The organism is Daejeonella sp. (genome assembly GCF_044232565.1).
GTDB lineage: Bacteria > Bacteroidota > Bacteroidia > Sphingobacteriales > Sphingobacteriaceae > Daejeonella.
The window spans coordinates 1-24,279 of sequence record NZ_JBIILQ010000011.1 but is presented as its reverse complement, the minus strand read 5'-3'; the positions used below and the strand labels follow the sequence as shown (position 1 = coordinate 24,279).

The window sequence follows — 24,279 nt, the reverse complement described above, 5'->3', positions numbered from 1 at the left end:
TTTTCCAGACACTAGAATAATCAGTGCAGCAATTAGCGGAATAAAAATCTGTACTAGTAAAATTTCCATTTATCTCGTTCTACTCCTTAATATTAAATTTTGTACATACTATAAAACAGCAATGCAAGTACTCCGGCAACCATCATAAAGATGTAAAAACCTACCATACCTGTTTGTAGCAATCTAAACACCTTACTTGATTCAATTGCTCCTTTACCGAATCCATTAACTATACCATCAATTCCTAACTTATCAATAGTCTTATAAAAGAAGCCTGATAAGGCGTCGAGCGGACGAGTAATTAGAGAACTATAAAGTTCATCGACAAAAAATTTATTATAGGATAAACGTGCAAGCCCTCCTCTGTCGGCACCATCAGCAGCAGGAATATGTGATTGCTTTACATAGCGACTGTAAGCATAAAGCATAGCAATTAATGCCCCTGCAACAGAAGTAGCCATGAGAATATATTCTGTTGTATGATCTAAAGTAAGTGTTCCAGTTTTGGATGCAGAAACTGCGAAAACTGGCGAAAGGAAGCCTTCAAGCCAATGCCCACCACCTAATACTGCAGGTATACCAATAATTCCACCTATTGCAGATAAAACGGCTAGAATAATTAATGGAATAGTCATGCTTGCTGGAGATTCATGTAAATGATGCTCCTGATCGGTTGTCCCCCGGAAATTACCATAAAAAGTAAGGTACATCATCCGGAACATGTAGAAAGAGGTAAACATGGCCCCAACTACAGCAATAGACCAAAATACTTTATTATGCTCATACACATGCGCTAAAATTTCATCCTTAGAGAAAAAACCTGAAAATGGAGGCAGACCAGCAATTGCGATCGTACCAATCATCATAGTTAGAAAGGTTATAGGTAATTTCTTTTTTAAGCCGCCCATATTTCTCATATCCTGCTCATTGCTCATAGCATGAATTACAGAACCTGCACCTAGGAACAGTAAAGCTTTAAAAAAAGCGTGCGTAATTACATGGAAAAATGCACCTGTATAGGCTCCAACGCCTAAGCCTAAAAACATATAGCCCAATTGAGACACTGTTGAATAGGCCAATACTTTCTTGATATCAGTTTGTGATACTGCAATTGCAGCCGCTAGCAATAAAGTTGCAAGCCCCACGATTGAAATTACAGCCAATGTTTCTGGAGCAAGTGTAAATAAGATATTTGATCTAGCAATCATGTAAATACCTGCTGTAACCATGGTTGCAGCGTGAATTAATGCAGAAACTGGGGTCGGACCCGCCATTGCATCAGGAAGCCAGGTAAATAATGGAATTTGTGCCGACTTACCAATGGCACCTACAAAAAGTAAAGCGGTAATTAATATGAGCATTGAATCACCTGAGGCCATATTTGCGGCCTGTGGAAATACTTGAGCGAATTCAACACTATTGAAGGTGGTAAATATCAAAAATACAGCGATAAGGAAGCCTAAATCACCAATTCGGTTCATAATAAATGCTTTTTTTGCAGCACTTGCATAAGAAGGATTAGTGAACCAGAATCCAATTAACAAGTAAGAACATAAACCAACACCTTCCCAGCCTATAAACATGACCACATAATTAGAGCCAAGAACTAAGAGAAGCATGAAGAAAATGAACAAGTTTAAATAGGCAAAGAATTTACCAAAACCTGAATCATGATGCATATAACCCACCGAATACAGGTGAATCAAAAACCCAATACCTGTAATTATAAGGAGCATTAATACACTCAAAGGATCGATAAGGAAAGAAAAGGGACTTTTAACCGTACCAGCACTTATCCAATCGAAAATTGGAATGATGATTGATTTTGTTTCTGAAGTATTGAGTTCAAAAAACACACCTATGCTTAGGGCAAAAGAAGCCAGAACAGTAAGACAGCCAACAAATGCCACCACAGATTTGGATAATGTATTACGGCCTAAACCATTAATAAGGAAACCTAACAGTGGGAATAATGGAATTAACCAAACTAAATTTATCATTATTATATTCTTTTTGACCTATTCAAAAACAAAGGATCTTTCTTTATTACCACTTTAATTTATTCAAAATATTAACATCGGTAGAGTTTGTATTTCGAAAGATCATGACGATAATTGCCAAGCCTATTGCGACTTCTGCTGCTGCCAAAGCCATAATAAAAAATACAAATACTTGTCCCGCAGGATCATTATGATGTACTGAGAATGCTGTGAGCAATAAGTTTACTGCATTAAGCATTAGTTCAACGGACATAAAAATCACAATTGCATTCCTTCTTATCATCACTCCAATTACTCCAATTGAAAATATGATGATACTCAATAAGATATAATGATTTAAGGGTACACCTTGAAGTGCTTGGGTTACGTTTTCCATTCTTATATCTTTTTAATTTCCTTTTTAGCCAATAAAACTGAGCCAACCATCGCTGAAAGCAATAAAATTGAAGAAATCTCAAATGGAAGCAGGAATTTACTGAAAAGCACTTTCCCAAGGTTTTTAACCAAACCTAAATCCTGAGTTTGAAGTATTAGTGGGTCAGAGGCGTTCAATACCTTGGCAGAACCAACTAATGTGATTATCAAACACATTCCGGCAATTACACCAACCATCTTCAGTAAATTTGATTTTGAGCCAATAGAGCCCTCATTCAAATTAAGAAGCATCAGTACAAAAAGAAATAACACCATAATTGCACCCATATAAACAATGAAGTTTACGATGGCTAAAAATTGTGCATTCAATAGAATGTAATGAATGGTGAATGTAAAAAATGTGACAATAAGGTAGAGCACACTATGCACCGGATTCTTTGCAAAAACGACTAGAAGTGCAAAGAATATGGACAAGAAAGCAACAAAATAAAATAGAGATATACTCATTAACAAGGTATTTTAATCTTTAACCCAATATGGGGCAAAGGTATAATTTCTGCCGAATTATTTACAGGATCCGGCTTGCCCAATTATAAATTTATTTGTCGTTAAACCTTCAAAGGCTCTTCAACTAATTTATCTTTTCCGTAAATAAAATCTTTTCTTAAATAATCTGCAGGAACAATCGGTCCATCAAGATAGATTGCCTCTTTAGGGCAAGCTTCCTCGCATAAACCGCAAAAAATACAACGCAACATATTTATTTCATAAACGGCTGCATATTTTTCTTCACGATACAAGGCCTCTTCACCTTTTTGACGCTCTGCAGCAATCATGGTAATTGCCTCTGCAGGACAAGAGAGAGCGCACAGTCCGCAAGCTGTACAACGTTCGCGTCCCTGTTCATCTCTTTTTAAAGAATGCATTCCCCTCCAATTCTCCGAAAATTCACGTTCTACTTCCGGATAGAAAATTGTTTCCTTCTTTTTGAACATGTGCTTGAACGTAATTCCCATACCCATGAAAATAGCAGGGAGATACAAACGCTCCCAGAAATTCATTGGTTTCTGCTCTAAGACTTTTTTTCTATTACTTAATGGTTCCATAAACCCTAAATCCTCCTGAAAGGTTATTTTTTTAATATTATTTACCTGATTATTAAATAAACAGATGAGTTATAATTTGTCGTAAACTATAATTACAATTCCAGTGATTACAATGTTTGCAATAGCTAATGGAATCAAGACTTTCCATCCCAAATTCATTAACTGATCATATCTGAAACGTGGAACAGTCCAGCGTACCCACATAAAAAAGAAAATAAATGCAAAGATTTTAAGAATTAAAACTCCCATTCCAATCAATGGTCCGATTAGTGTGCCAGTCATTTCATTTACCCAATCCATTCCTGGGTAGTTATATCCACCAAAGTAAAGTGTTGACATTACTGCCGAAGCAAGGAACATGTTTAAGTATTCAGCAAACATGAAAGCACCCATTTTAAAGCCTGAATATTCCGTGTGATAACCACCCACAAGTTCAGTTTCACATTCCGGTAGATCAAAAGGAGTTCTATTTGTTTCTGCAAAGGAGCAGACCAAGAAAATTAAAAATCCTAGCGGCTGATAAAATATATTCCAATTTATACCATGTTGTTGCTCAGCGATTTCTTTCATGCTAAGCGTATTGGTGGTCATCAATAGAGCAATAATTGATAAGCCCATAGGAATCTCATAACTAATACTTTGTGATGCAGCTCTAATGGCTCCCATTAATGAAAACTTATTATTGGATGCCCAGCCACCAATCATAATTCCATAAACTCCCAATGAAACCACTCCGAAAATATAAAGAATACCCACGTTCACATCAGCAATCTGCAAACTAACTAGGCGATCGGCAATCTCAATACTTTGACCCCACGGTATCACAGCACTTCCAATTAAAGAAGTGAGTAATGCCAGAGAAGGGCCTAAAATAAATAGGGCCTTACTAGAATCTGTAGGAATTATTTCTTCCTTAAAAAACATTTTCAATCCATCTGCCAGGGGCTGAAACATACCTCCGGGGCCTGCTCTATTAGGACCTACTCTATCTTGAAGGTAGCCCGCAATTTTCCGTTCAGCGAGAGTTGAATAAGCTGCTATAGTTAAACTGATCAAAAATATGACCGTTACTAAAATAAATTTCTCTATTATAAATGCTAGTTCCATTAAACCTTTGTTGCTCTGTCAAATTCAATTTTATTAGCCTCAATCAATATGGGATCCTCCTTAATAACCGGTAGGAGAGTCATTTCATAATGATTAGACGAAATTACTGAAGTATGCGAAATATGACGTGGGCCTTCAATAACCCAATCACTTGTATTTTTTGTCTCAAAACGGCAAGTATTACAGATAAAATCTTCCACCTCTCCAAATTGATCTTTGCGCCCTGTTACCCTCAATACTTCATCACCTTTATACCAAAGTGTTACCTTGCCCTTACATTTAGGACAATCACGATGTGCATCAACAGGTTTAGTAAACCAAACTCTATTTTTGAAACGGAAAGTTTTATCGGTAAGAGCTCCTACGGGACAAACATCAATCACATTTCCAGAGAAGTCGTTTTCTATCGCCTTTTCTATATAAGTTGAAATTTCGGATGCATCACCACGACCTAAAATACCATGAACGCGATTTTCAGTGATTTGGTCAGCTACATAAACACATCTATAACATAAAATACAACGCGTCATGTGCAACTGAATTTTATCGCCAATATCAATTTTATCAAAGGTGCGACGATCGAATTCATATCTAGTGTCAGCAACACCATGCTCATAAGATAGATCTTGCAAATGGCATTCGCCTGCTTGATCACAAACCGGACAATCAAGTGGATGATTTATAAGAAGTATTTCTACAACACCTTTACGTGCTTCAATCACTTCTGGAGAAGTGATATTCTCCACTTCCATTCCATCCATTACGCCAGTACGGCATGAAGCTACCAGTTTTGGCATCGGTCGAGGATCTTTTTCAGAACCCTTACTTACTTTTACCAAACAGGTACGGCATTTACCACCACTTCCTTCTAATTTAGAATAATAGCACATAGCAGGAGGGACAATATCTCCCCCAATCTGACGTGCAGCATTGAGAATACTTGTTCCCGGTTCTACTTCAACCGTTATCCCATCTATAGTTACTTTAACTTTATCGCTCATTGTTAAAGAATCGTTTAATTTTGAATTTGCTCTTCCAACTTAGGCAAAGGATCAGCATAATTTGCTAAACCATAATTACCCTCCATTGCTGCCTTAGGATTATTAACATGCCATTCAAATTCATCTCTGAAATGACGAATTGCACTAGCTACTGGCCACGCGGCAGCATCACCTAGCGGGCAAATTGTATTTCCTTCTATTTTCTTCGAAACATCAACCAGTAGGTCGATATCACTCATTTTACCGTGTCCGTTCTCTAAACTATGGAGCACTTTTTCCATCCATCCAGTACCTTCGCGACAAGGCGAACATTGTCCGCAGCTTTCATGATGGTAAAAACGGGAGAAATTCCAGGTATTTCTAACAATACACTGATCTTCATCTAAGGCTATAAATCCACCTGAACCAAGCATTGAACCGGTCTGGAAACCTCCGTCTGAAAGTGATTCATAACTCATCAAACGTGCTTGCCCATTTATGGTTTTAAGAATTAGATTTGCCGGTAAAATTGGAACAGAAGAACCTCCAGCCACAACCGCTTTCAATCTTTTACCATTCGCTATTCCACCGCAATATTGATCTGAGTATATAAATTCTTCTACTGGGAGTCCCATTTCAATTTCATAAACCCCAGGCTTGCTCAAGTTTCCGGAAGCAGAAATTAATTTTGTACCCGTACTTCTTCCTATACCAACTTTCGCATATTCTTCACCACCATCATTAATGATTGGAACAATAGCCGCAATAGTCTCCACATTGTTAACTACAGTTGGACATCCCCAAACCCCAGAAATTGCTGGGAATGGAGGCTTAATTCTAGGATTGCCACGCTTACCTTCAAGAGATTCAATTAAGGCAGTTTCTTCGCCACAAATGTAGGCTCCACCACCTGGCTGAACATATAATTCTAAATCGTATCCCGTTCCAAGGATATTTTTACCTAGAAATCCGGCATTTTTAGCCTCAGCAATGGCTCTTTCTAATATCCTAATCTGTGGCATCATTTCACCACGAACATAGATATAAGATGTTTTTGCACCAAGAGCAAAGCTGGAAACAATCATTCCCTCAATCAATAAATGAGGAATATGAGTCATAAGGTAACGATCTTTAAAGGTTCCTGGTTCAGACTCATCTGCATTGCATACCAAATAACGCTCCCGACCTTCAGGTTTAGCTAGAAAGCTCCACTTCATACCTGTAGGAAAACCCGCACCGCCTCTCCCACGTAAGCCAGAAGTTTTAACCTCTTCAACAATAGCATCAGGTGCCATAGACTTCAAGGCCTTTTCTACTGCACGGTATCCACCATTCTGACGATAAACATCGAAAGTATGTATTCCTGGTACATTTATATTTTCTAATAATAACTTGCGAGCCATTCTCTTTTAGATATGAGATGTGAGATAGGAGATGTGAGATTTGAGATTTACAATTAAAAAACCTCAATTGGCCTCCAAATACCTAACTTATATCTTATTTTTTAAATTTTCTATCAATTTATCTACACTTTCTTCTGTTAAATTCTCATAGAAAGTATAATCTGGACCAATCTGTAAAACGGGTGCCATTCCACAAGCAGCTAAACATTCTACCCCTCTCCAACTAAAATTACCATCTTCAGTTACTTCGCCCTCTTTCACACCTAACGTTTTTTCTAGGTGATTCATAATTTTTTCAGCACCTACTAAACAGCATGGTCCCGTACGGCATACTTCCAAAACAAATTTACCCTGTGGGCGAAGGAAAAACATGGTGTAAAATGTTGCTACTTCATAAACCTCAATGGATTGTAATTGAAGTAGACTGGCTACTTTATCCATTAGCTCCGGACTAACCCAGCCATATTCTGCCTGCACAAGGTGTAAGATAGGTAGTAAAGCAGATTTTTGTTTTCCTTCCGGATATCGTTTAACAATTTCCTCAAACTTGCTATTCAAGTCTGCTGAAAATTCAATTCCTTTATGTTCAGTTACACTAAGCATCTAATTCTCCTGCAATTACGTTCAAGCTACTCATATTTAAAATCGCATCCGATAATAACATACCGGCGCTCATTGGTGCATACATTTGGTAATTAATAAAACTTGGTCTTCTAAAGTGCAAACGATACGGTGAACGACCACCATCATTCACTAGATAGAAACCTAATTCGCCATTACCCCCTTCAACAGCATGATAAACTTCAGTTTTAGGCGTATCAATCTCTCCCATTACAATTTTAAAATGGTAAATCAAGGCTTCCATATTATTATAAACATCTTCTTTTGGAGGAAGATAAAACTCAGGAACATCGGCATGGAAAACACCTTTAGGTTCTTTCTCAATCTTTTGAAGTGCTTGCTCAATAATTCTCAAGCTCTGCCACATTTCCTCATTACGAACAACATAACGATCGTAAACATCACCTGTAGTACCAACCGGAATATCAAAATCAAAATCTTGATACGATGAGTAAGGTTCATTTACACGAACATCATAGTCAACACCTGTAGCACGCAAAATTGGTCCGCTCCAACTGTAATTAAGTGCTGTCTCAGGATCTACAGCAGCAACGCCAGAAGTACGCTCAATAAATATCCTGTTTCGATTAAACAATCCTTCAAACTCCTTAAGAATAGGAGGAAATTTTACCAAGAATTTCTTGATTTTCGCAAATGCGATATCATTAAAATCTCTTTCAAAACCACCAATACGTCCAATATTAGTTGTTAAGCGAGCACCACATATCTCTTCATATATTTCATAGATATGTTCTCTCTCTTCCATTAAGTACAAGAAGCCAGTAAATGCACCTGTATCAACCCCTAAAATTCCATTACAAATTAAATGATCTGAAATACGGGAAAGCTCCATTACGATAACTCTTAAATAATCAACCCTTTTGGGAGTTTCAATACCTAATAATTTCTCAACAGTCATGTGCCATCCCATATTATTAATAGGAGATGAACAATAGTTCAATCGATCTGTTAATGGAGTGATCTGATAAAATGGGCGGTGTTCAGCAATTTTTTCGAAAGCACGATGTATATAACCGATAGTCGAAACGCCACTTACAATCCGCTCTCCATCCATTTCCAAAACATTCTGGAACACACCATGGGTTGCAGGGTGTGTAGGACCAAGGTTTAACGTAATCGTTTCCTTCTGTGGGTCATTATCTGTAAATATGGGGTGATTCGTCATCTTCCGAAGAAATAATCTTTTTTATCAACACGATTTGGGTCTTCCAAGGGATGTTCTCTACGCATCGGGAAAACGGTCATATCGTCAACATTTAAAATTCTTACCAAGTTAGGATGTCCTTCAAAAATAATACCGAAGAAATCATAAGTTTCACGTTCCATCCAGTTTGCTCCTTCCCAAAGGTTTGTAGCTGTTGGGATATTAGGCGCATTTCCATCAAGGAAAACCTTTATTCTGACACGTACATTATTAGCAAGACTATGCACGTGGTATACAACACTCATAGACAGGGCCTGCTCCGGAAAATGAATTCCAGTAATATCAGTCAAATAGTTAAATTTTAGTTCTTTATCCTCCTTCAGGAAGCGTAAAACTTCATTAATATGTTCGGCCGTTGTTTCAAAAGTTAACAAGCCAAATGGTTCTGTAGGAATAGTAATATTATCCCCAAACTTTGAAGTTAAACTTTGTACGACTTGCTGGTTGCTTATTTTGCCCATTACTGGATTCCGTATCTAGCTAATAATTCTTTATATTCTGGTGATTCTCTTCTACGAAGTGATTCGTTTTTTACCAGTTCTTGTATTTTATTGAAACCATCAATAATAGCTTCTGGTCGTGGGGGGCAGCCCGGTACATACACATCAACAGGAATTATCTCATCGATTCCCTGCATCACTGAATACGTATCAAAAATACCGCCACTACTTGCACATGCACCAACAGCAATTACCCAACGTGGCTCAGCCATTTGAAGATATACTTGCTTTAATACAGGTCCCATTTTCTTGGCAATGGTTCCCATAACCATTAATAAATCTGCTTGACGAGGCGAAAAACTCGGTCTTTCGGACCCAAAACGAGCAAAATCATAGTGCGAACCCATGGTAGCCATGAACTCAATACCACAACAAGACGTTGCAAATGGCAAGGGCCACAAGGAGTGTGAACGTGCTAGTCCAACAACCTTATCCATTGACGTTGCAAAGAAACCTGATCCCTCAATACCCGGAGGCGCTTCAACTATTTTTACTTCACTCATAATCTTTCAAAAGAAAAAGCTCAATTCAGACAGGTCTGAAATGAGCCCAAATTTAAGAAATTAAATGCTTTCAATTTTTTAAACACATATTTAGAACCAATCTAAATACTACTCCCAGTCTAATGCCTTTTTCTTAATAATGTAGATAAAACCTAATAGAAGCGATCCCATAAATATGAACATCTCAATCAGCCCATTAACACCAAATTCTCTAAAATTCACCGCCCATGGGTACATAAAAATTACCTCAATATCAAAAAGAACAAATAATATCGCTACTAAAAAATACTTAATTGAAAATGGTTGACGTGCATTACCTATAGATTTAATCCCCGATTCAAATGCCACCAATTTATCAGATGTTTTACGCTTAGGTCCAATTAAATGGGTAAGAGTCATAGTAAAAACTACAAATCCGAGAGCTACAATAATCTGAAAGATAATTGGCAGGTAACTAAGTGATGTGCTTTGTGCTTCCATTTTTTATTATTACAATGCAAATATAAATAAAAAAAGCCCCTAAACAAGGTTCAGGAGCTTCTATATGATATTTATTTTCTTCTAATTGAGACTTGCAATAGCTGCAATAGACTCTTTAGCAGTGACATTTGAAGGGTCAAGTAAAATCACTTTATCAAAGTACTCTTTTGCCTTCAACTTATCTGAGTCTTTTCTTAATGCTACAGAACCTAAGTAATTATAAGCTTCAATTAATCCAGGGACGCTTTTTGCTGCTAATTCTGGCTTATCTAGGGTAACAAGTTTTACATAAGCTTCATAATAGGGAACTGCCAAACCTTTACTATCATTTTCATCTAAAAGACGATTAATTCTTCCTCTATACTGCCATCCTGCTTGTGTTGTCGGGGATCTTTTTACTAGAAAACTAAATGCTGTATCTGCTTTTACCAAAAGATCCTTAGGTGGATTTAATTTAGCAGCATTTTGTGCACCATAAGTAAAATAATAAGACATGCCTAAATAGTAATAATCTAGCAATGCTCTTTCAGGATTTAATATAGCGATCTCATAAGCACGAGCAGCTTCAACATACTTTTTACCTTTATAAAGTGCTTGGCCAATTTCACTCATCACTACTGCGTTTGTTGAATCTAAAGCAACAGCCTTCTCAATATTAGCCATACCCTCTTGAAACTTAGTGGTATCCTTCATCTGAGCTCTACCTAAATAAAGATAATCTTGGGAAATCAAACGTGTTGGTTCCACTTTGGCAATAAAGTCATTCAAAGCCTGAGCACTTGATGTGAAATTACCATTTTCAAATGCTGAATAAGCCAAATAACGTAAAACTCTTGGGTTTACATTATCTAACTTGGCCATTTCATTTGCTTCTGCCTCCAAAGCCTTAAAATCTTTAACTAGATAAAGAAAATCAGCATGGCGTAAACGAGAATCTAAAGAGCGATCCGTTAAATCCATGTATTTTTCGTAAAACTGCAATGCCAGCTTTATGCGACCTTCATATTCCTTTTTAGAGGTCCAGGCCCACTGATAATAGGTTTCAGCTAACTCACGATAAGCAGGACCATATTTATCATCCAAAGCAATCACACTATTAAACTCAGCAATGGCCTCTTCAAAAGCTTTGGACATTTTATTGATTTTGCCTAACTCAACTTTTGATCGTAAAAAAGTCTTATCCAAATCAAAGGCAGTTCTATAAGCGCTAAAGGCCTCACTATTTTTCATCTCTGCGCGATAAGCATCACCTAGCACTAAAAATAATTGAGCATCTTTTTCGTTCAGCAATTTGGCCTTATTAAGATGAACCATGCCTTCCGTAATCATTGGTTTTGGTGCATTTACATAAGCACGACCGATATATAGATCTGTTAAATGATCTTTCTTTTTGGTTAAAGCAATGGCTTTATCAAAATTTACCTTTGGGCTTGCTTTCTTTGCTAGATCTACAGCACCTAAACCCACGAAGTTTAAAGCATATTCAGCATTCGCACTGATTCCCTTTTCAAATACAGCCTTAGCAGAATCAATATAATCAGGACGGATATTAATTGATGCCGTGGTTAGGTATAAATTACCTAGATAAAAAAAGGTCTCTGGGTTAGTAGCTTGTGTACTAGTTAAGGAGTTTAACATAGCTTTACCTTTTTGATACTGCTCTGCATCAATAGCCTTCCTCGCATCAGTTAAACTCTGAGAAAAAACAACCGAACTTATAAATACTAAACCCAAAGTCAATTTAACTGCCTTATTCATCATTTTAAATATAATTTAATTTACAATATTAATTTCTCGCGAGGGAATGCTGTCAGGCAATAATCCTGATTTTAACACGATCCTCTGACCACGATCTCCAGTAATAAAAGATGCAAAACCCGTGCCCAAACCAGCACCACCTTCGCAGTTTATCACATATAATGATCTTGTAAGAGGATACTTCTCTAAAGCAATATCATTTTGATTAGGTTTATAGTAAGCATCCGAACCCGGACGACCGGCCACATTTTTAACCCCTAATATCTTTAAATCCGTCACTATGGTTTCCAACTCTGCTGGAGGCTGTACCATCCAGTTAACACCCACAACACCGATTGATCCGGGATTGTCATTTACATACTTGATAACGTCAGCATTTGACTTTAATGCATAAATGCCTGTTGAAGGAAGCTGATCAATTACTGCTAATTCTTTAAAATACCTCACCGTACTAGAATTGGCATTATCGAAAACTAAGCTTTGAAGAGCTGAAGGCTCTCCCTTTAAAATTTTAATAATATCCGAAACATCAACATTAACATATTTAGAGGAATTGTGCGTAATAAGCGCAATTCCATCAATTGCAAATCGGTTTGACCGAATTTTTATGTTTTTTGATTCAAAGTGCTTTCTTTCATTGTCTTTTAACTCCCTTGTAAGAATGGCAACCTGAATGCTATCACTTAAGAACAAATTTAATAATTCATTTTCAGATTTCATGACCAATTCAAGTTTTGCATTGGGGTAAGTACTTTCAAAAAGAAAAGCCTGGTCCTCAATAATTGGTGCAAAAGATTCGTCGACTAATATTTGCTCCTTACCACTGGTATATGATTGCTTTTCTGAAGGTTTACTCTGACATGAAATAAGCAAAATAAATCCAGAGAAATAAAATAGTAAAATTAAATTTTTCATATCATTTATTATTAAGAGCGAAGTAAACGAACAAATCTGATAAATGAGTAAACAATCAATAAGATAGCAAAGGCAAGTCTATATTCAAATGAAAGATCCATAGGAAAGTCCTTCCAAAAAATTATTGCAACTCCTAGAGCAAAATAAAGGGCAAACATCCCTAGCCCTAAAATAAACAGAAATCGCTTTGCGGGCGATTTCTGTTTGGTCAGATCTTCTTTAGAAAAAGACATTTATCTTATTGTCCAGCCAGCTGGAAGAATATAGGCATTGTGTAGGCAACCCTAACTGGGCGACCATTTTGAATACCTGGTTTCCAAGCTGGTGCATTTTTTAATACACGAACAGCCTCTTCATCACAACCACCACCAATACCACGAAGTACTTTGATATCTGTAAGTTGGCCATTTTTCTCAACTACGAAACTCATAATAACACGACCTGTGATATTATTTTCACGAGCGATTGGAGGATACTTTAGATTTTTCTGAAGATATTTTCCCCATCCTGCCATACCACCCGCAAATTCAGGAAGTACTTCAACGCTAGCAAAATCTCTAATGCTATTATCCTCTGTAACTTCTGCCTGCTTTGGAGCTTCACCTACAGGCTCATCAATTACAATGTCTGCATTTGGATCACCTTCAATGGTCTTCTGACCTGGATCAGCCACTTTCAATTCTTCAACTGTTGGCGGTTCCTCATCTCTTACTTCTTCAGCAGGAACAACTACCGGAGGAGGAAATTTGATTTGATCGATCTTAGGCTTAGGCGGCTCTGGAGGTGGCGGAGGCAGCTCTTCCTTATTAATTGGTGGAGGAGGTGCCAAAACAACTTCTGTTACTTTAAACTTCTCATCTTCTGGCAATATTCCTGAAATATATTTTATAATTAATGGTAATGAAACAACAATTATAAAAAGTAATGAACCAATGATAACAGCACGACTAGTTGTTTTGGAATTATCTTTCCTTAAATCATACGCACCGTAGCTTTTATTTCTACCGGCAAATATAACATCCAACCACTGGCTATTAAATAAATCTATTTTAGACCCTAACATATAATAATTCTTTAAAGGGTAAATATTTGTTTGAAATAATTATTTGTAGAGACCATCTCGTTTTAATAAAGCAATGTCCGGATCTGAAATTTCAACAATCGCATATCTTTCGATATTTGACACTTTCATTTCATCAAGGATGTCTACAAAATTTCTATAATTTGACTGAGCACTTGGTTTGATCAAAACGATTAAGCCTTTACTTGGATCACCAGTAGTAGCAATAACCTTTTTTGAATATTCAACTAATGCTTTTCTGATTCCATTTCTCCCATAATTATCAACCTGGGGTGGAGTCAAAGGTTTATCAACAAGACCCATATACCACTCTATACGATTATTAGCGCCTAAAAGTATGGTCATTGTTCTGTTATCAGCAACTGTTAATTCCTGTTCATCGGTTTTTTCCTTATCAGGCATGGCTAAATCCATTGCCTGAGGTTTAGCCAGCGTGGTGGTAAGCATAAAGAAGGTGATAAGAAGGAAAGCCAAATCCACCATTGCGGTTAAATCCACACGTGTTGATTGCTTTTTACTTCTAACTTTCCCGCCTTTACCTTTACCCCCGCCGGAGGTATCTAATTCTGCCATCGCGTTTTATATTTTATACGAATAATTAATCTTCTGCCCTCAATGAGGTGATCAAACTAAATTTGTTAATATTCTGATCCTGAAGGATATTCAATATTTTCTTGATTGAAGGATATTCTTCCTTCGAATCACCTTTAATACTGACACGCATATCAACATTATTGAGTTCTTTGGTTGCATAACGAGCTGATAAAAGCCAGTTGTGCAATTCGGATGGACGCTCACCTACAGAGTCTGTAGGAATTCCAGGCTGTAGCCCCTCTGCATTACGCTCATCACCCTTCAACATAATGATTTGCTTTAGATTTCCGATTGGAACTCCAAAACTTTCCATTAGAGAAAAACGCATTTTTTCTTCGTCCGTAAACGTGATCTGATATTTTTCGGCCATCAATTCTAATGTACGAACTCTGATCGGCTGTCCCGGTACTCCAAAAAATACTTTTTCCTGTCCAACAGTAAGCGTAGCAATATCTACATCCGGCAATTTGAACTTTACTGTAGATGCCGGGGTATCAACAGGAAGCGGTTCAGGCTGACGTGCTGTTGCTGTAAGGATAAAAAATGTAAGCAACAAAAACGCCACATCACACATTGCTGTCATGTCGATAGCTGTACTTTTTCTGGCAACTTTAATTCTTGGCATTGCTTATTTTTAAATTAATAACTAATTAATATAGAGTTGAAATATTCCAGGTTAATTAAAACCCGGAATAAAAAATCAAAATCTATTATTTATGAGTACTTGCATACGTTTGAACGATTGAGAAACCTGCCTCGTCAATAGCATATGTCAATTTATCAATTTTAGAAGTAAACAAGTTGTACATGATAATTGCAACAGTAGAAGTAGCAATACCTGTAGCAGTGTTAATCAATGCTTCAGAAATACCATTTGCTAATGCAGCCTGATCTGGAGAACCTGCAGTTGATAATGCCGCGAAAGCCTTAATCATACCTGTTACTGTACCCAATAGACCCATTAATGTACCAATTGAAACAAGAGTTGCAATTACAGTTAAGTTTTGCTCTAACATAGGCATCTCTAAAGCAGTTGCTTCTTCAATATCTTTCTGAATAGCAAGACATTTCTGCTCAGTATCCATTTTACCCTCAGTCTCCATTTCTTTATATTTCTTTAATCCAGATTTGATTACGTTAGCAACAGAACCTTCTTGCTTATCGCATTCAGAAATTGCTGAATCAATATTTCCAGCACTAATAAAACTTTGGATCTTCTTTACAAATAAGTCGATATCCCCTTTACCAGTAGCTTTACCAATTACGAAGAAACGTTCGATAGAAAAAACAATAACCATTAAGAATAATCCCATTAGCACAGGAACTACGTAACCACCCTTGTAAACCATACCGAAGTAGTTTCCAGGTAGTGGATGACCATTTTCAGGATCTCCTCCTTCAAAATTAGATCCATCACCCATTACGAATTTCCATAGAACTACTCCGACAAGGATACACATCACGATAGACATACTTGCAAAAATGCTTGAACCAGAGCTTTCTTTCTTAGCTGTTGTTGGTTTTGGTGCGTTCGCCATTTTTTTTAAATTTTAGTTTTAGTTGTTGATTAGATAATAGAATGATTAATTTTTATTTGGTAATACTTTTTGAATACTAATTTTTGATAAATATATAAAAATACTTTTGTCACCTTCAAAGGTTAACAAAAATATAATTTTAGACTTAAAAAAAAATTTGAAAATTTTTAAACCTGTTAATTCAATCCTGTCAATGCCACTCTCTAGAATTTAGCAAGATATTGCCATTCTAAAAGAAGATCGCCTCTAATATTCGGCAACCGTTTTACAATAAAAACTATTTTTTATTGCAATTGCAAATTTAGATTGTGATTTTTAATTATAAAAGCATTCGATTTCACAAAAAAAGCCAACAACTATCTTATAATCAATAAATTATGAATATTGTTTAAAATTTGATACAAATGCCTCAGCCAAGCTATTTGCTGTCTGTTCGTAAGCATTTTTATCTTGCCAAGTATTCATCGGATTTAAAATTTCTGTTGGAACACCGGGGCAACTTGTCGGCATCGCCAATCCAAATAAGGGATGCTCTTCATATTCGACATCCTTTAAGCCACCGTTCAAGGCAGATTTAATCATTGCGCGGGTATAAGCAAGCTTCATTCTTGAACCTGTTCCATATTTTCCACCGGTCCAGCCCGTATTAATAAGCCAAACATCTACTCCAAATTGATCAATATTCTGTTCTAAAAGTTCAGCATATTTTGATGGATGAAGTGGTAAAAAAGCCTTTCCAAAGCAAGCTGAGAAGGTTAACTGTGGCTCATTAATGCCCGCTTCGGTACCAGCTACCTTAGCTGTATAACCTGAAATGAAGTGGTATTTAGCCTGTTCAGAATTTAACTTAGATATTGGAGGGAGAACACCAAAAGCATCTGCCGTAAGGAAAAAAATATTCTTTGGTGCAGACCCAAGTGAAGGGATTAAAGCATTTTCTATATAATCAATGGGGTAGGCTACTCTAGTATTCTCAGTTTTATCAATATTCGCAAAATCAACCGTCCTACCCTCTTTATAAAAATTCACATTTTCTAATAAAGACCCAAAACGAATTGCATTAAAAATCTGAGGCTCCTTTTCTGGATCAAGATCGACACATTTTGCATAGCATCCTCCTTCAAAATTAAAAATACTGTCTTTACTCCACCCATGCTCATCATCCCCAATAAGCATGCGATCAGGATCTGCAGAAAGGGTTGTTTTTCCGGTTCCCGATAGACCAAAAAATAGCGCAGTATCCCCCTCTTTTCCAACATTGGCCGAGCAATGCATAGAAAGTACGTGATGATGATGCGGCAGAATAAAATTAAGAACTGAAAAAATACCCTTTTTTATTTCTCCCGTGTATCCCGTGCCACCTATGAGAATCATTTTTTTGCTAAAATTAATTATGCAAAAGTTAGATTGTCGTGTTCCGTCAATTTCCGGATTTGCTTTAAATCCTGGTGCCGCAATGATAGTCCATTCGGGTTTAAGCTGAGCACCTATAGTTGAAGGCCTTAAAAATAAATTATTAGCAAATAAATTTTGGTAGGCTGTTTCCGTAACTACTCTAATATTTAATCGGTATTCATCACTAGCACAAGCATAGGCATCTCTTACATAAATTGCCTTTTCAGAGAGATAGCTAGTTACTTTATCAAATAAAGCTTCAAATTCTGATTCTCCAAATTTAATATTTACATCTCCCCACCAAACCGACTGTTCGGTGATCTCATCACAAACAATAAAACGATCGCGCGGGGAACGCCCCGTGAACTCGCCAGTATCTGCCGCAAGTGCGCCACTATCCGCAAGTTTAGCCTCCCCATTAGTGATGGCAATTTCAATTAATTCGGATGGCGATAATTGATAATGAATGAATTTTGCTTTTTCGAGGTTCAGGTATTGTAGATCAGGGTTGGATTTAGATAGCTGCATACTAATCGTTAAATTGTCGTACAATCTAGTCAAAAACAATGCCCATTTTAGCAGTTTTTAAGATTATTTTTCGCTAAAATATCTATTATTGTATTTTTTACACTAAGTATTAATAATCTAAATATCAGGTATTTAAGTCAAATAATTTGAAATATTTTAAGACCCTATTTTTTTTACTTTATATCCGTCTGCCTGAAGCATTGTCATCACTTTTTCTCTAAAATCTCCTTGAACAATAATTTCGCCATCTTTAGCTGTGCCACCTACCCCACATTTTTGTTTTAATTTTTTGCCAAGAGTTTCAAGATCTTCCTTGGAGCCAATAAAACCACTTACCAAGGTTACAGCCTTGCCTCCTCGCTGCTTCTTATCCAATTGAACACGTAAGTCTTGATGCTGAGGTTTTAAGGTTTCTGTCGACTCTGATTGTTCGGAATCATATTCAAAATCTGGATTCGTAGAATAAACTACTCCCTGTAAGCCTATATTTTTTTTTGACATTATTATTAATTTAAAAGTTTGAGCGAAAGAGGTTTAATTGAGATATTTAATTCAACTCCCATTTGAATAGGTTCTCCGTCTAGGTGCACAGCAGAGGGATATTCCCTAGTTATTTTAATTTCACGAGCTTTAAGTATTTCAACAAATTTGGATTTATGTGTGCTCTTACTAAACATTCTATAACCCAAAACGGGGAATTGATAAATAGGGAAGGGTTTGACAATGCACACATCCAAAAAACCATCATCTAATGAAGCAAAAGGAGCTATATGTGCATTGTTCCCAAATTGGGATGAATTGGCTAAACTGATCATAAAAGCCTCGCGTTCAATCAATTTACCATCAATTTCAATGCGATATTTTTGGTGTTTATAGTTAGAAATTTCGGAAATGCTTGTCTTAAAATAGCCCCAAAAACCACGTTTTACATTCTCAGCAAAGCGGGTACTAATCAAGGCATCAAATCCAATTCCAGCTATATTGAAAAATTTCCGATTATTGAAAAGTCCGGAATCAATTGAATGATAATGTAAATTATTCAATCTTTTTATTGCTCCCACTTCGTTCAATGGAATATTTAGCGACCTAGCCAAACCATTTCCAGATCCAAAAGGAACAATACCCATTGTAAACTTAGTGCCTTCAAGAACAGAGGCAATCTCATTAATTGTCCCATCGCCACCCACAGCAACAATAATGTCCATTCCATCCGCAAGCCCTTTGCTAGCAAGCTCAATTCCATGGCCATGCCATTTCGTAAACTCAAAACTTGGCTCGAACAGATTCAAATTCAGATGTTTAAAAACCTTTTCAGCAAAATTTAATTTGCTTTTGCCTCCCGAAATCGGGTTAATAACAAATAAAATATTTTTTTTCAAAAAAATTAAAATTAAAGCTCAAAAATAGTCTTAAATTTTTTTAGAACTTGAAATTTATCCTACTTTTGCAATGCAAAAAAAGTGGATCGATTTGCGTTGATTGCAACCACGTAAAAAAAAGTGCTAAAACATACTGCAATTTTTAACCGTTCGGTAGATTTCCATTTTTCTGCATTGTTTTTAAGAAATTTATAACTTAATAAAAAGAACTATGCCTTATTTATTTACCTCAGAATCTGTATCAGAAGGGCATCCGGACAAGGTAGCGGATCAGATATCAGATGCTTTAATCGATAATTTTCTAGCTTGGGATGCAGAATCTAAAGTTGCTTGTGAAACTTTAGTAACAACTGGCTTGGTAGTTCTAGCTGGAGAAGTGAAATCACAAGCATACCTCGATGTTCAAGCAATTGCTAGAGATGTGATTCGTAAAATCGGCTATACTAAGTCGGAATACATGTTTGAAGCCAATTCTTGCGGAATAATCTCAGCCATCCATGAGCAATCGGCAGACATTAACCAAGGTGTTGATCGTGTTAATAAACAAGATCAAGGCGCTGGTGATCAAGGAATGATGTTTGGTTATGCAAGTAATGAGACTGAAAATTATATGCCACTTGCATTAGATCTAGCGCACAAAATCTTAACCGAACTGGCAATTTTAAGAAGAGAAAATGTAAGTATTGGATATCTACGACCTGATGCAAAATCGCAGGTAACGATTGAATATAGTGATGATCATAAGCCTATTCGTATCGATGCTATTGTAGTATCTACACAACATGATGACTTCGACTCAGAAGAAGTCATGCAGAAAAAAATTCAAGAGGATATTATTTCTATATTAATTCCACGAGTGAAAGCGCAACTTAAACCTGAGCTTCAGGCTTTATTTACTGATGCAATTAAATACCATATAAATCCAACAGGAAAATTCGTAATCGGTGGTCCCCACGGCGATACAGGCTTAACAGGACGTAAAATTATTGTAGATACATACGGAGGAAAAGGCGCTCACGGTGGCGGTGCATTCTCTGGCAAAGATCCTTCAAAAGTTGATCGTTCTGCAGCATATGCTACACGTCATATCGCTAAAAATCTTGTTGCAGCAGGTGTTTGTAATGAAATTTTAGTTCAGGTATCCTACGCGATTGGCGTGAAGGATCCAATGGGGATTTTTGTAGATACATACGGAACTGCTAATGTGGATTTGACTGATGGAGAAATCGCACACAAAATAGCTTCGATTTTCGACATGACTCCATACGGAATTGAAACTAGATTAAAACTTCGCAATCCAATCTATTCTGAGACTGCTGCATACGGACATATGGGCCGTGTGAACGAAGTAGTAAGCAAAACATTCAAAGGTTCTAATGGTGATTCAAAAACTTTAGAGGTTGAATTATTTACTTGGGAAAAACTTGATTTTATAGATCAAATTAAAAAGGCGTTTAATTTAGCTTAATGTTTTTTTATACATCAAAAGCCTTCTTTCTTTTAGGAAAGAAGGCTTTTTTTTTAATTTCGTTTAAATGAAAGAGGCAGACAAAAACCCCTGGCAAACAATTTCTAGTAAAAAGATATATGACAACTCTTGGATCAGTTTAACGGAACATCAGGTTTTAAATCCAAGTGGAGGCGAAGGTATTTATGGAGAAGTAAACTTCAAAAACCTTGCAATTGGAATCATTGTACTCGACGATAATAATAATACTTGGCTGGTTGGTCAGTATCGATTTCCTTTGAAATCTTATAGCTGGGAAATACCGGAAGGTGGCGGACCCATTGAAGTTGATCCCTTAATTTCTGCAAAACGAGAATTAAAGGAAGAAACTGGAATTATTGCTGATTGTTGGACAGAAATTCAGAGAATACATCTTTCAAATTCAGTAAGTGATGAAGTTGGCATAATTTTTCTAGCTCAAGGCCTAAGCTATGGCGAATCTGAACCTGAAGAAACCGAACAATTGCTTCTTAAAAAATTACCATTCCTAGAGGCCTATGAAATGGTGTTAAATGGGGAAATAACAGACTCTATCAGTGTTGCAGCAATTTTGAAGGTCAAAATCACTCATTTTAATTCATAACAATTGGAATTGATTGTAATTTTACAAAATTAAAAGACATATATGAATAAACTATTTGGTTTCATCCTAACACCAATCCATTACTTGTTTTTTGGTTTTTTTCTTTGCCTATTTCATCCAATACAATGGATTTGTTTAAAGCTTGGGGGCCAAGAAGCACATAAACACTCTGTAGATATTTTAAATTTCTTTTTATTGGCAAGTTATACTTTAATGGCTTGCCGTATATCCTTTAAAAACATACATCATTTGCCTAGCAATAGGCCAATTATTTTTATTGCGAACCACCAGAGCATGTATGATATCCCCGCTCTTATCTGGTTTTTGCGAAAATATAACACGAAATTTATCTCAAAAATTGAGCTCACAAAAGGCATTCCGAGTATATCTTTTAATTTAAAATATGGCGGTGGAGCCAACATCGACAGAAAAGATAGCAAACAAGCTGTTCCGGAGATTCTCAAGTTGGCTGAGCGTATGAAAAAATATAACTGGTCGACTGTTATTTTTCCGGAAGGAACTAGAGCAAAAAATGGACAAATGAAAGCATTTAATGCTGGTGGAATAGCTACGCTACTAAAAAAAGTGCCTGAATCATTAATTGTACCTATCGCTATTGATGGCTCTTGGAAATTCGTTCAGTATGGAAAATTTCCACTAAGTGCCTTTGAAAAAATAAGTTGGGAGGTTCTAGAGCCAATAGAACCGGCAAATAAAACAATTGATGAGATTGTTGCCGAATCTGAAGAGGCAATAAAAAAAGCAATCAATCATTAAATATTAACCGATATTTTTATCTTCAATTTGCTTGAAGAAATAATCACGATAAGTATCCCCAATGGGTATTATTTTTTCGCCAATCTGAATACGACTACGTTCTATACTTTCAATCTTACCCAAGGCAATAATATAAGATTTATGAACCCTTATAAATGATTTTGAAGGTAGCGATTCTTCCATTTTCTTCATATTCTGAAGGGTTATAATCCGCTCCGTCTTTGTAAAAATGGAAATGTAATCTTTAAGTCCCTCAATATAAAGGATATCATCTAAATATATTTTTTGGATCTTATGCTCTGTTTTTACAAAAATAAAGTCGTGCGTTTTCTGAGCAATAAATGCATCAGGTACCGATGAATTAGAATGATTTGAATTCTGTAGTACTTTCTGTGCAGCCTTATAAAATCGATCAAATGCAATTGGTTTAAGGAGGTAATCAACTACATCAAGTTCGTATCCATCAAGTGCATATTGAGAATAAGCAGTTGTAAGTATAACATCGCATTTCCCATTGATGATCTTTAGAAACTGAATTCCTGTAAGTTCTGGCATTTGAACATCTAAAAAAACAAGGTCAATTGCATCACTTTGCACGAGCGAAAGACCCTCAATAGCACTTGTAGTAGACTTAACAAGAGATAAAAATGGAATCTTACTGATATAATCTTCTAATATATCCAGAGCTAATGGCTCATCGTCAACAACCAAACAGCGTATCATTTTATAAATCTAGATTTAATTCACAACGATAAATATCGTTCTTATCATCAATATTTAAGTTATACTGACCTTTATAGAGTAGGTCGAGCCGCCTTTTTACGTTCGACAATCCTATTCCACCAGTCATATCTTTATTCATTTCACTCTTTTTATTAACTACCTGAAAGAAAAGCTTCCCATGAGAAAGATTTAATGTAATACTAATTGGAACATCAATATCTGTTGCTATACCATGCTTAAAAGCATTTTCTACAAATGAAATCAAAATAAGTGGCGTAATTTTAAGTCCCGAAGGATCTCCAATAATTTCAAATTTGATATGAATATTATCCTTAAACCTTAGCTTTTGAAGTTCAATATAATTCTCAAGATACCTAATTTCATCAGATAAAGCCACCTTATCGACATTGCTTTCATATAACATGTACCTCATTATTTCAGAGAGTTTAAGAATAGCCTCGGGCGTTTTCTCTGCTTTTTGATAGGCAAGTGAATATATATTATTAAGGGAGTTAAAAAGAAAGTGAGGATTAATTTGGGATTTAAGGAATGCTAATTCCGCAAGGAGCTTTTCATTTTCTAAGCGGCTCTTCACTTTTTCATTTAGGAACCAGTCTAAGATAAATTTCAAAACTGTGCTAATCGTAATAAAAAAAGCACTTACAAAGGCTGCCCCGGAATAATAATCCCAAAAATCAATAATTCGTTTGGCTCCATCCCTTTTGATAACGATATCATAAAAATAATAGGCGAGACCGCATTTTATAAAAGCTGAAATGATAATCAGCAATAGCATCGCAAGGCCACACCAAACATATCTCTTCTGGTTCAGGAAGGTTGGCAGTATAAAAAGGTAATTGATGTAAAAAACAGTAACATTGATGATCCCGAAGTAAACAAAAATCACAATAGTAGGGTGGACAATCTTGCCATCGCTGGCTAAATACATGAAAAAGAGCAATATTGCTACCCAAATACATGCATGAAGAATTACCTGCTTCAACTTATTCATAAATAAATGTATTATTTCCACCTGCCAGTAGGTATCGGATTCGACGAACAGCCAATATCTATCTGCAAACAGCCCAATTTACACTATTAAATTTAAGAGTAGAAAAAGTGCTGTTTGTCTAATAAAAAAGGAGCTTGGTCTAATACATTTCTACAATAAATTAAATTGTATTTAATTGCATCATCAAAT

General features: G+C 36.3%; 26 protein-coding genes. 3 read left to right on the top strand and 23 right to left on the bottom strand.

Annotated features, from left to right (window positions below; all coding sequences use genetic code 11):
* Positions 1-92: 92 nt before the first annotated feature.
* The 21 genes from nuoL to ACILQF_RS01550 form a co-directional block, all read right to left on the bottom strand.
* Complete coding sequence (gene nuoL / locus ACILQF_RS01650; protein WP_395625669.1) at positions 93-2,000, bottom strand: NADH-quinone oxidoreductase subunit L; 1,908 nt, start codon at positions 1,998-2,000, stop codon at positions 93-95.
* Between the two features lie 46 nt (positions 2,001-2,046).
* Positions 2,047-2,376, bottom strand: a complete 330-nt coding sequence (nuoK, locus tag ACILQF_RS01645) for an NADH-quinone oxidoreductase subunit NuoK (RefSeq protein ID WP_395625668.1) — start codon at positions 2,374-2,376, stop codon at positions 2,047-2,049.
* A gap of 2 nt (positions 2,377-2,378) precedes the next feature.
* Positions 2,379-2,882, bottom strand: coding sequence for an NADH-quinone oxidoreductase subunit J (locus ACILQF_RS01640; protein ID WP_395625667.1), 504 nt, complete (start codon positions 2,880-2,882; stop codon positions 2,379-2,381).
* 101 nt (positions 2,883-2,983) lie between these two features.
* Positions 2,984-3,481: a NuoI/complex I 23 kDa subunit family protein gene (locus ACILQF_RS01635; RefSeq protein WP_395625666.1), complete on the bottom strand. Its 498-nt coding sequence runs from the start codon at positions 3,479-3,481 to the stop codon at positions 2,984-2,986.
* A 69-nt stretch (positions 3,482-3,550) separates the two neighbouring features.
* Positions 3,551-4,588 carry an NADH-quinone oxidoreductase subunit NuoH gene (nuoH, locus tag ACILQF_RS01630; RefSeq protein ID WP_395625665.1) on the bottom strand — a complete coding sequence of 346 codons (1,038 nt, stop codon included), beginning with the start codon at positions 4,586-4,588 and terminating at the stop codon, positions 3,551-3,553.
* Positions 4,588-5,589 carry a 2Fe-2S iron-sulfur cluster-binding protein gene (locus ACILQF_RS01625; protein ID WP_395625664.1) on the bottom strand — a complete coding sequence of 334 codons (1,002 nt, stop codon included), beginning with the start codon at positions 5,587-5,589 and terminating at the stop codon, positions 4,588-4,590. The genes nuoH and ACILQF_RS01625 overlap by 1 nt, the downstream gene beginning before the upstream one ends.
* Positions 5,590-5,603: 14 nt before the next feature.
* Positions 5,604-6,971 (bottom strand): NADH-quinone oxidoreductase subunit NuoF, encoded by a 1,368-nt coding sequence (nuoF, locus tag ACILQF_RS01620; protein WP_395625663.1) that lies wholly within the window; start codon positions 6,969-6,971, stop codon positions 5,604-5,606.
* An 87-nt stretch (positions 6,972-7,058) separates the two neighbouring features.
* Positions 7,059-7,574 (bottom strand): NADH-quinone oxidoreductase subunit NuoE, encoded by a 516-nt coding sequence (gene nuoE, locus ACILQF_RS01615; RefSeq protein ID WP_395625662.1) that lies wholly within the window; start codon positions 7,572-7,574, stop codon positions 7,059-7,061.
* Positions 7,567-8,778 carry an NADH-quinone oxidoreductase subunit D gene (locus ACILQF_RS01610; protein WP_395625661.1) on the bottom strand — a complete coding sequence of 404 codons (1,212 nt, stop codon included), beginning with the start codon at positions 8,776-8,778 and terminating at the stop codon, positions 7,567-7,569. Before ACILQF_RS01610 ends, nuoE begins: the two co-directional genes overlap by 8 nt.
* Positions 8,775-9,278, bottom strand: a complete 504-nt coding sequence (locus ACILQF_RS01605; protein ID WP_395625660.1) for an NADH-quinone oxidoreductase subunit C — start codon at positions 9,276-9,278, stop codon at positions 8,775-8,777. The genes ACILQF_RS01610 and ACILQF_RS01605 overlap by 4 nt, the downstream gene beginning before the upstream one ends.
* Complete coding sequence (locus ACILQF_RS01600) at positions 9,278-9,820, bottom strand: NADH-quinone oxidoreductase subunit B (RefSeq protein WP_291404218.1); 543 nt, start codon at positions 9,818-9,820, stop codon at positions 9,278-9,280. The genes ACILQF_RS01605 and ACILQF_RS01600 overlap by 1 nt, the downstream gene beginning before the upstream one ends.
* 108 nt (positions 9,821-9,928) lie before the next feature.
* Positions 9,929-10,300, bottom strand: coding sequence for an NADH-quinone oxidoreductase subunit A (locus ACILQF_RS01595; protein ID WP_395625659.1), 372 nt, complete (start codon positions 10,298-10,300; stop codon positions 9,929-9,931).
* 81 nt (positions 10,301-10,381) lie between these two features.
* A complete protein-coding gene (locus tag ACILQF_RS01590) occupies positions 10,382-12,061 on the bottom strand; it encodes a hypothetical protein (RefSeq protein WP_395625658.1) in 1,680 nt (559 codons plus the stop codon).
* Between the two features lie 12 nt (positions 12,062-12,073).
* The gene (locus ACILQF_RS01585) at positions 12,074-12,973 is read right to left on the bottom strand and encodes a PstS family phosphate ABC transporter substrate-binding protein (RefSeq protein WP_395625657.1); all 900 of its coding nucleotides are present in this window, start codon (positions 12,971-12,973) and stop codon (positions 12,074-12,076) included.
* Between the two features lie 238 nt (positions 12,974-13,211).
* Entirely contained in the window at positions 13,212-14,036 is an 825-nt protein-coding gene (locus ACILQF_RS01580) for an energy transducer TonB (protein WP_395625656.1), read from the bottom strand.
* Between the two features lie 39 nt (positions 14,037-14,075).
* Positions 14,076-14,627, bottom strand: coding sequence for an ExbD/TolR family protein (locus tag ACILQF_RS01575; protein WP_395625655.1), 552 nt, complete (start codon positions 14,625-14,627; stop codon positions 14,076-14,078).
* 25 nt (positions 14,628-14,652) lie between these two features.
* The gene (locus tag ACILQF_RS01570) at positions 14,653-15,273 is read right to left on the bottom strand and encodes an ExbD/TolR family protein (RefSeq protein ID WP_395625654.1); all 621 of its coding nucleotides are present in this window, start codon (positions 15,271-15,273) and stop codon (positions 14,653-14,655) included.
* A gap of 85 nt (positions 15,274-15,358) precedes the next feature.
* The gene (locus tag ACILQF_RS01565) at positions 15,359-16,186 is read right to left on the bottom strand and encodes a MotA/TolQ/ExbB proton channel family protein (RefSeq protein ID WP_395625653.1); all 828 of its coding nucleotides are present in this window, start codon (positions 16,184-16,186) and stop codon (positions 15,359-15,361) included.
* Positions 16,187-16,561: 375 nt separating this feature from the next.
* Positions 16,562-18,109: a phosphoenolpyruvate carboxykinase (ATP) gene (gene pckA / locus ACILQF_RS01560; RefSeq protein WP_395625652.1), complete on the bottom strand. Its 1,548-nt coding sequence runs from the start codon at positions 18,107-18,109 to the stop codon at positions 16,562-16,564.
* A 156-nt stretch (positions 18,110-18,265) separates the two neighbouring features.
* Positions 18,266-18,610, bottom strand: a complete 345-nt coding sequence (locus tag ACILQF_RS01555; RefSeq protein ID WP_395625651.1) for a translation initiation factor — start codon at positions 18,608-18,610, stop codon at positions 18,266-18,268.
* Positions 18,611-18,615: 5 nt separating this feature from the next.
* The gene (locus tag ACILQF_RS01550) at positions 18,616-19,488 is read right to left on the bottom strand and encodes a diacylglycerol/lipid kinase family protein (protein ID WP_395625650.1); all 873 of its coding nucleotides are present in this window, start codon (positions 19,486-19,488) and stop codon (positions 18,616-18,618) included.
* A 211-nt stretch (positions 19,489-19,699) separates the two neighbouring features.
* Between ACILQF_RS01550 and metK the strand changes: the two genes are divergently transcribed.
* The 3 genes from metK (at position 19,700) to ACILQF_RS01535 (ending at position 22,355) form a co-directional block, all read left to right on the top strand.
* Positions 19,700-20,956 carry a methionine adenosyltransferase gene (gene metK, locus ACILQF_RS01545; protein ID WP_395625649.1) on the top strand — a complete coding sequence of 419 codons (1,257 nt, stop codon included), beginning with the start codon at positions 19,700-19,702 and terminating at the stop codon, positions 20,954-20,956.
* A gap of 67 nt (positions 20,957-21,023) precedes the next feature.
* Positions 21,024-21,578: an NUDIX domain-containing protein gene (locus ACILQF_RS01540; protein WP_395625648.1), complete on the top strand. Its 555-nt coding sequence runs from the start codon at positions 21,024-21,026 to the stop codon at positions 21,576-21,578.
* A 42-nt stretch (positions 21,579-21,620) separates the two neighbouring features.
* Entirely contained in the window at positions 21,621-22,355 is a 735-nt protein-coding gene (locus ACILQF_RS01535; RefSeq protein WP_395625647.1) for a lysophospholipid acyltransferase family protein, read from the top strand.
* Between the two features lie 3 nt (positions 22,356-22,358).
* Here ACILQF_RS01535 and ACILQF_RS01530 read toward each other — a convergent pair whose 3' ends face one another.
* Positions 22,359-23,078, bottom strand: a complete 720-nt coding sequence (locus tag ACILQF_RS01530) for a LytR/AlgR family response regulator transcription factor (RefSeq protein WP_395625646.1) — start codon at positions 23,076-23,078, stop codon at positions 22,359-22,361.
* 1 nt (position 23,079) lies between these two features.
* The gene (locus tag ACILQF_RS01525) at positions 23,080-24,090 is read right to left on the bottom strand and encodes a sensor histidine kinase (protein WP_395625645.1); all 1,011 of its coding nucleotides are present in this window, start codon (positions 24,088-24,090) and stop codon (positions 23,080-23,082) included.
* Positions 24,091-24,279: the final 189 nt, after the last annotated feature.

Bases quoted from the DNA above. Each gene is read 5' to 3' on its own strand.
- ACILQF_RS01575 (WP_395625655.1), bottom strand. From the start codon at position 14,627: ATGGCAGAATTAGATACCTCCGGCGGGGGTAAAGGTAAAGGCGGGAAA.
- nuoH (WP_395625665.1), bottom strand. From the start codon at position 4,588: ATGGAACTAGCATTTATAATAGAGAAATTTATTTTAGTAACGGTCATA.
- ACILQF_RS01585 (WP_395625657.1), bottom strand. From the start codon at position 12,973: ATGAAAAATTTAATTTTACTATTTTATTTCTCTGGATTTATTTTGCTT.
- ACILQF_RS01635 (WP_395625666.1), bottom strand. From the start codon at position 3,481: ATGGAACCATTAAGTAATAGAAAAAAAGTCTTAGAGCAGAAACCAATG.
- ACILQF_RS01535 (WP_395625647.1), top strand. From the start codon at position 21,621: ATGAATAAACTATTTGGTTTCATCCTAACACCAATCCATTACTTGTTT.
- ACILQF_RS01640 (WP_395625667.1), bottom strand. From the start codon at position 2,882: ATGAGTATATCTCTATTTTATTTTGTTGCTTTCTTGTCCATATTCTTT.
- ACILQF_RS01605 (WP_395625660.1), bottom strand. From the start codon at position 9,278: ATGGGCAAAATAAGCAACCAGCAAGTCGTACAAAGTTTAACTTCAAAG.
- ACILQF_RS01580 (WP_395625656.1), bottom strand. From the start codon at position 14,036: ATGTTAGGGTCTAAAATAGATTTATTTAATAGCCAGTGGTTGGATGTT.
- ACILQF_RS01610 (WP_395625661.1), bottom strand. From the start codon at position 8,778: ATGACGAATCACCCCATATTTACAGATAATGACCCACAGAAGGAAACG.
- ACILQF_RS01540 (WP_395625648.1), top strand. From the start codon at position 21,024: ATGAAAGAGGCAGACAAAAACCCCTGGCAAACAATTTCTAGTAAAAAG.
- ACILQF_RS01600 (WP_291404218.1), bottom strand. From the start codon at position 9,820: ATGAGTGAAGTAAAAATAGTTGAAGCGCCTCCGGGTATTGAGGGATCA.
- ACILQF_RS01525 (WP_395625645.1), bottom strand. From the start codon at position 24,090: ATGAATAAGTTGAAGCAGGTAATTCTTCATGCATGTATTTGGGTAGCA.
- metK (WP_395625649.1), top strand. From the start codon at position 19,700: ATGCCTTATTTATTTACCTCAGAATCTGTATCAGAAGGGCATCCGGAC.
- ACILQF_RS01555 (WP_395625651.1), bottom strand. From the start codon at position 18,610: ATGTCAAAAAAAAATATAGGCTTACAGGGAGTAGTTTATTCTACGAAT.
- nuoE (WP_395625662.1), bottom strand. From the start codon at position 7,574: ATGCTTAGTGTAACTGAACATAAAGGAATTGAATTTTCAGCAGACTTG.
- nuoK (WP_395625668.1), bottom strand. From the start codon at position 2,376: ATGGAAAACGTAACCCAAGCACTTCAAGGTGTACCCTTAAATCATTAT.
- ACILQF_RS01565 (WP_395625653.1), bottom strand. From the start codon at position 16,186: ATGGCGAACGCACCAAAACCAACAACAGCTAAGAAAGAAAGCTCTGGT.
- ACILQF_RS01595 (WP_395625659.1), bottom strand. From the start codon at position 10,300: ATGGAAGCACAAAGCACATCACTTAGTTACCTGCCAATTATCTTTCAG.
- ACILQF_RS01625 (WP_395625664.1), bottom strand. From the start codon at position 5,589: ATGAGCGATAAAGTTAAAGTAACTATAGATGGGATAACGGTTGAAGTA.
- nuoL (WP_395625669.1), bottom strand. From the start codon at position 2,000: ATGATAAATTTAGTTTGGTTAATTCCATTATTCCCACTGTTAGGTTTC.
- ACILQF_RS01590 (WP_395625658.1), bottom strand. From the start codon at position 12,061: ATGATGAATAAGGCAGTTAAATTGACTTTGGGTTTAGTATTTATAAGT.
- ACILQF_RS01530 (WP_395625646.1), bottom strand. From the start codon at position 23,078: ATGATACGCTGTTTGGTTGTTGACGATGAGCCATTAGCTCTGGATATA.
- pckA (WP_395625652.1), bottom strand. From the start codon at position 18,109: ATGCAGCTATCTAAATCCAACCCTGATCTACAATACCTGAACCTCGAA.
- ACILQF_RS01570 (WP_395625654.1), bottom strand. From the start codon at position 15,273: ATGCCAAGAATTAAAGTTGCCAGAAAAAGTACAGCTATCGACATGACA.
- nuoF (WP_395625663.1), bottom strand. From the start codon at position 6,971: ATGGCTCGCAAGTTATTATTAGAAAATATAAATGTACCAGGAATACAT.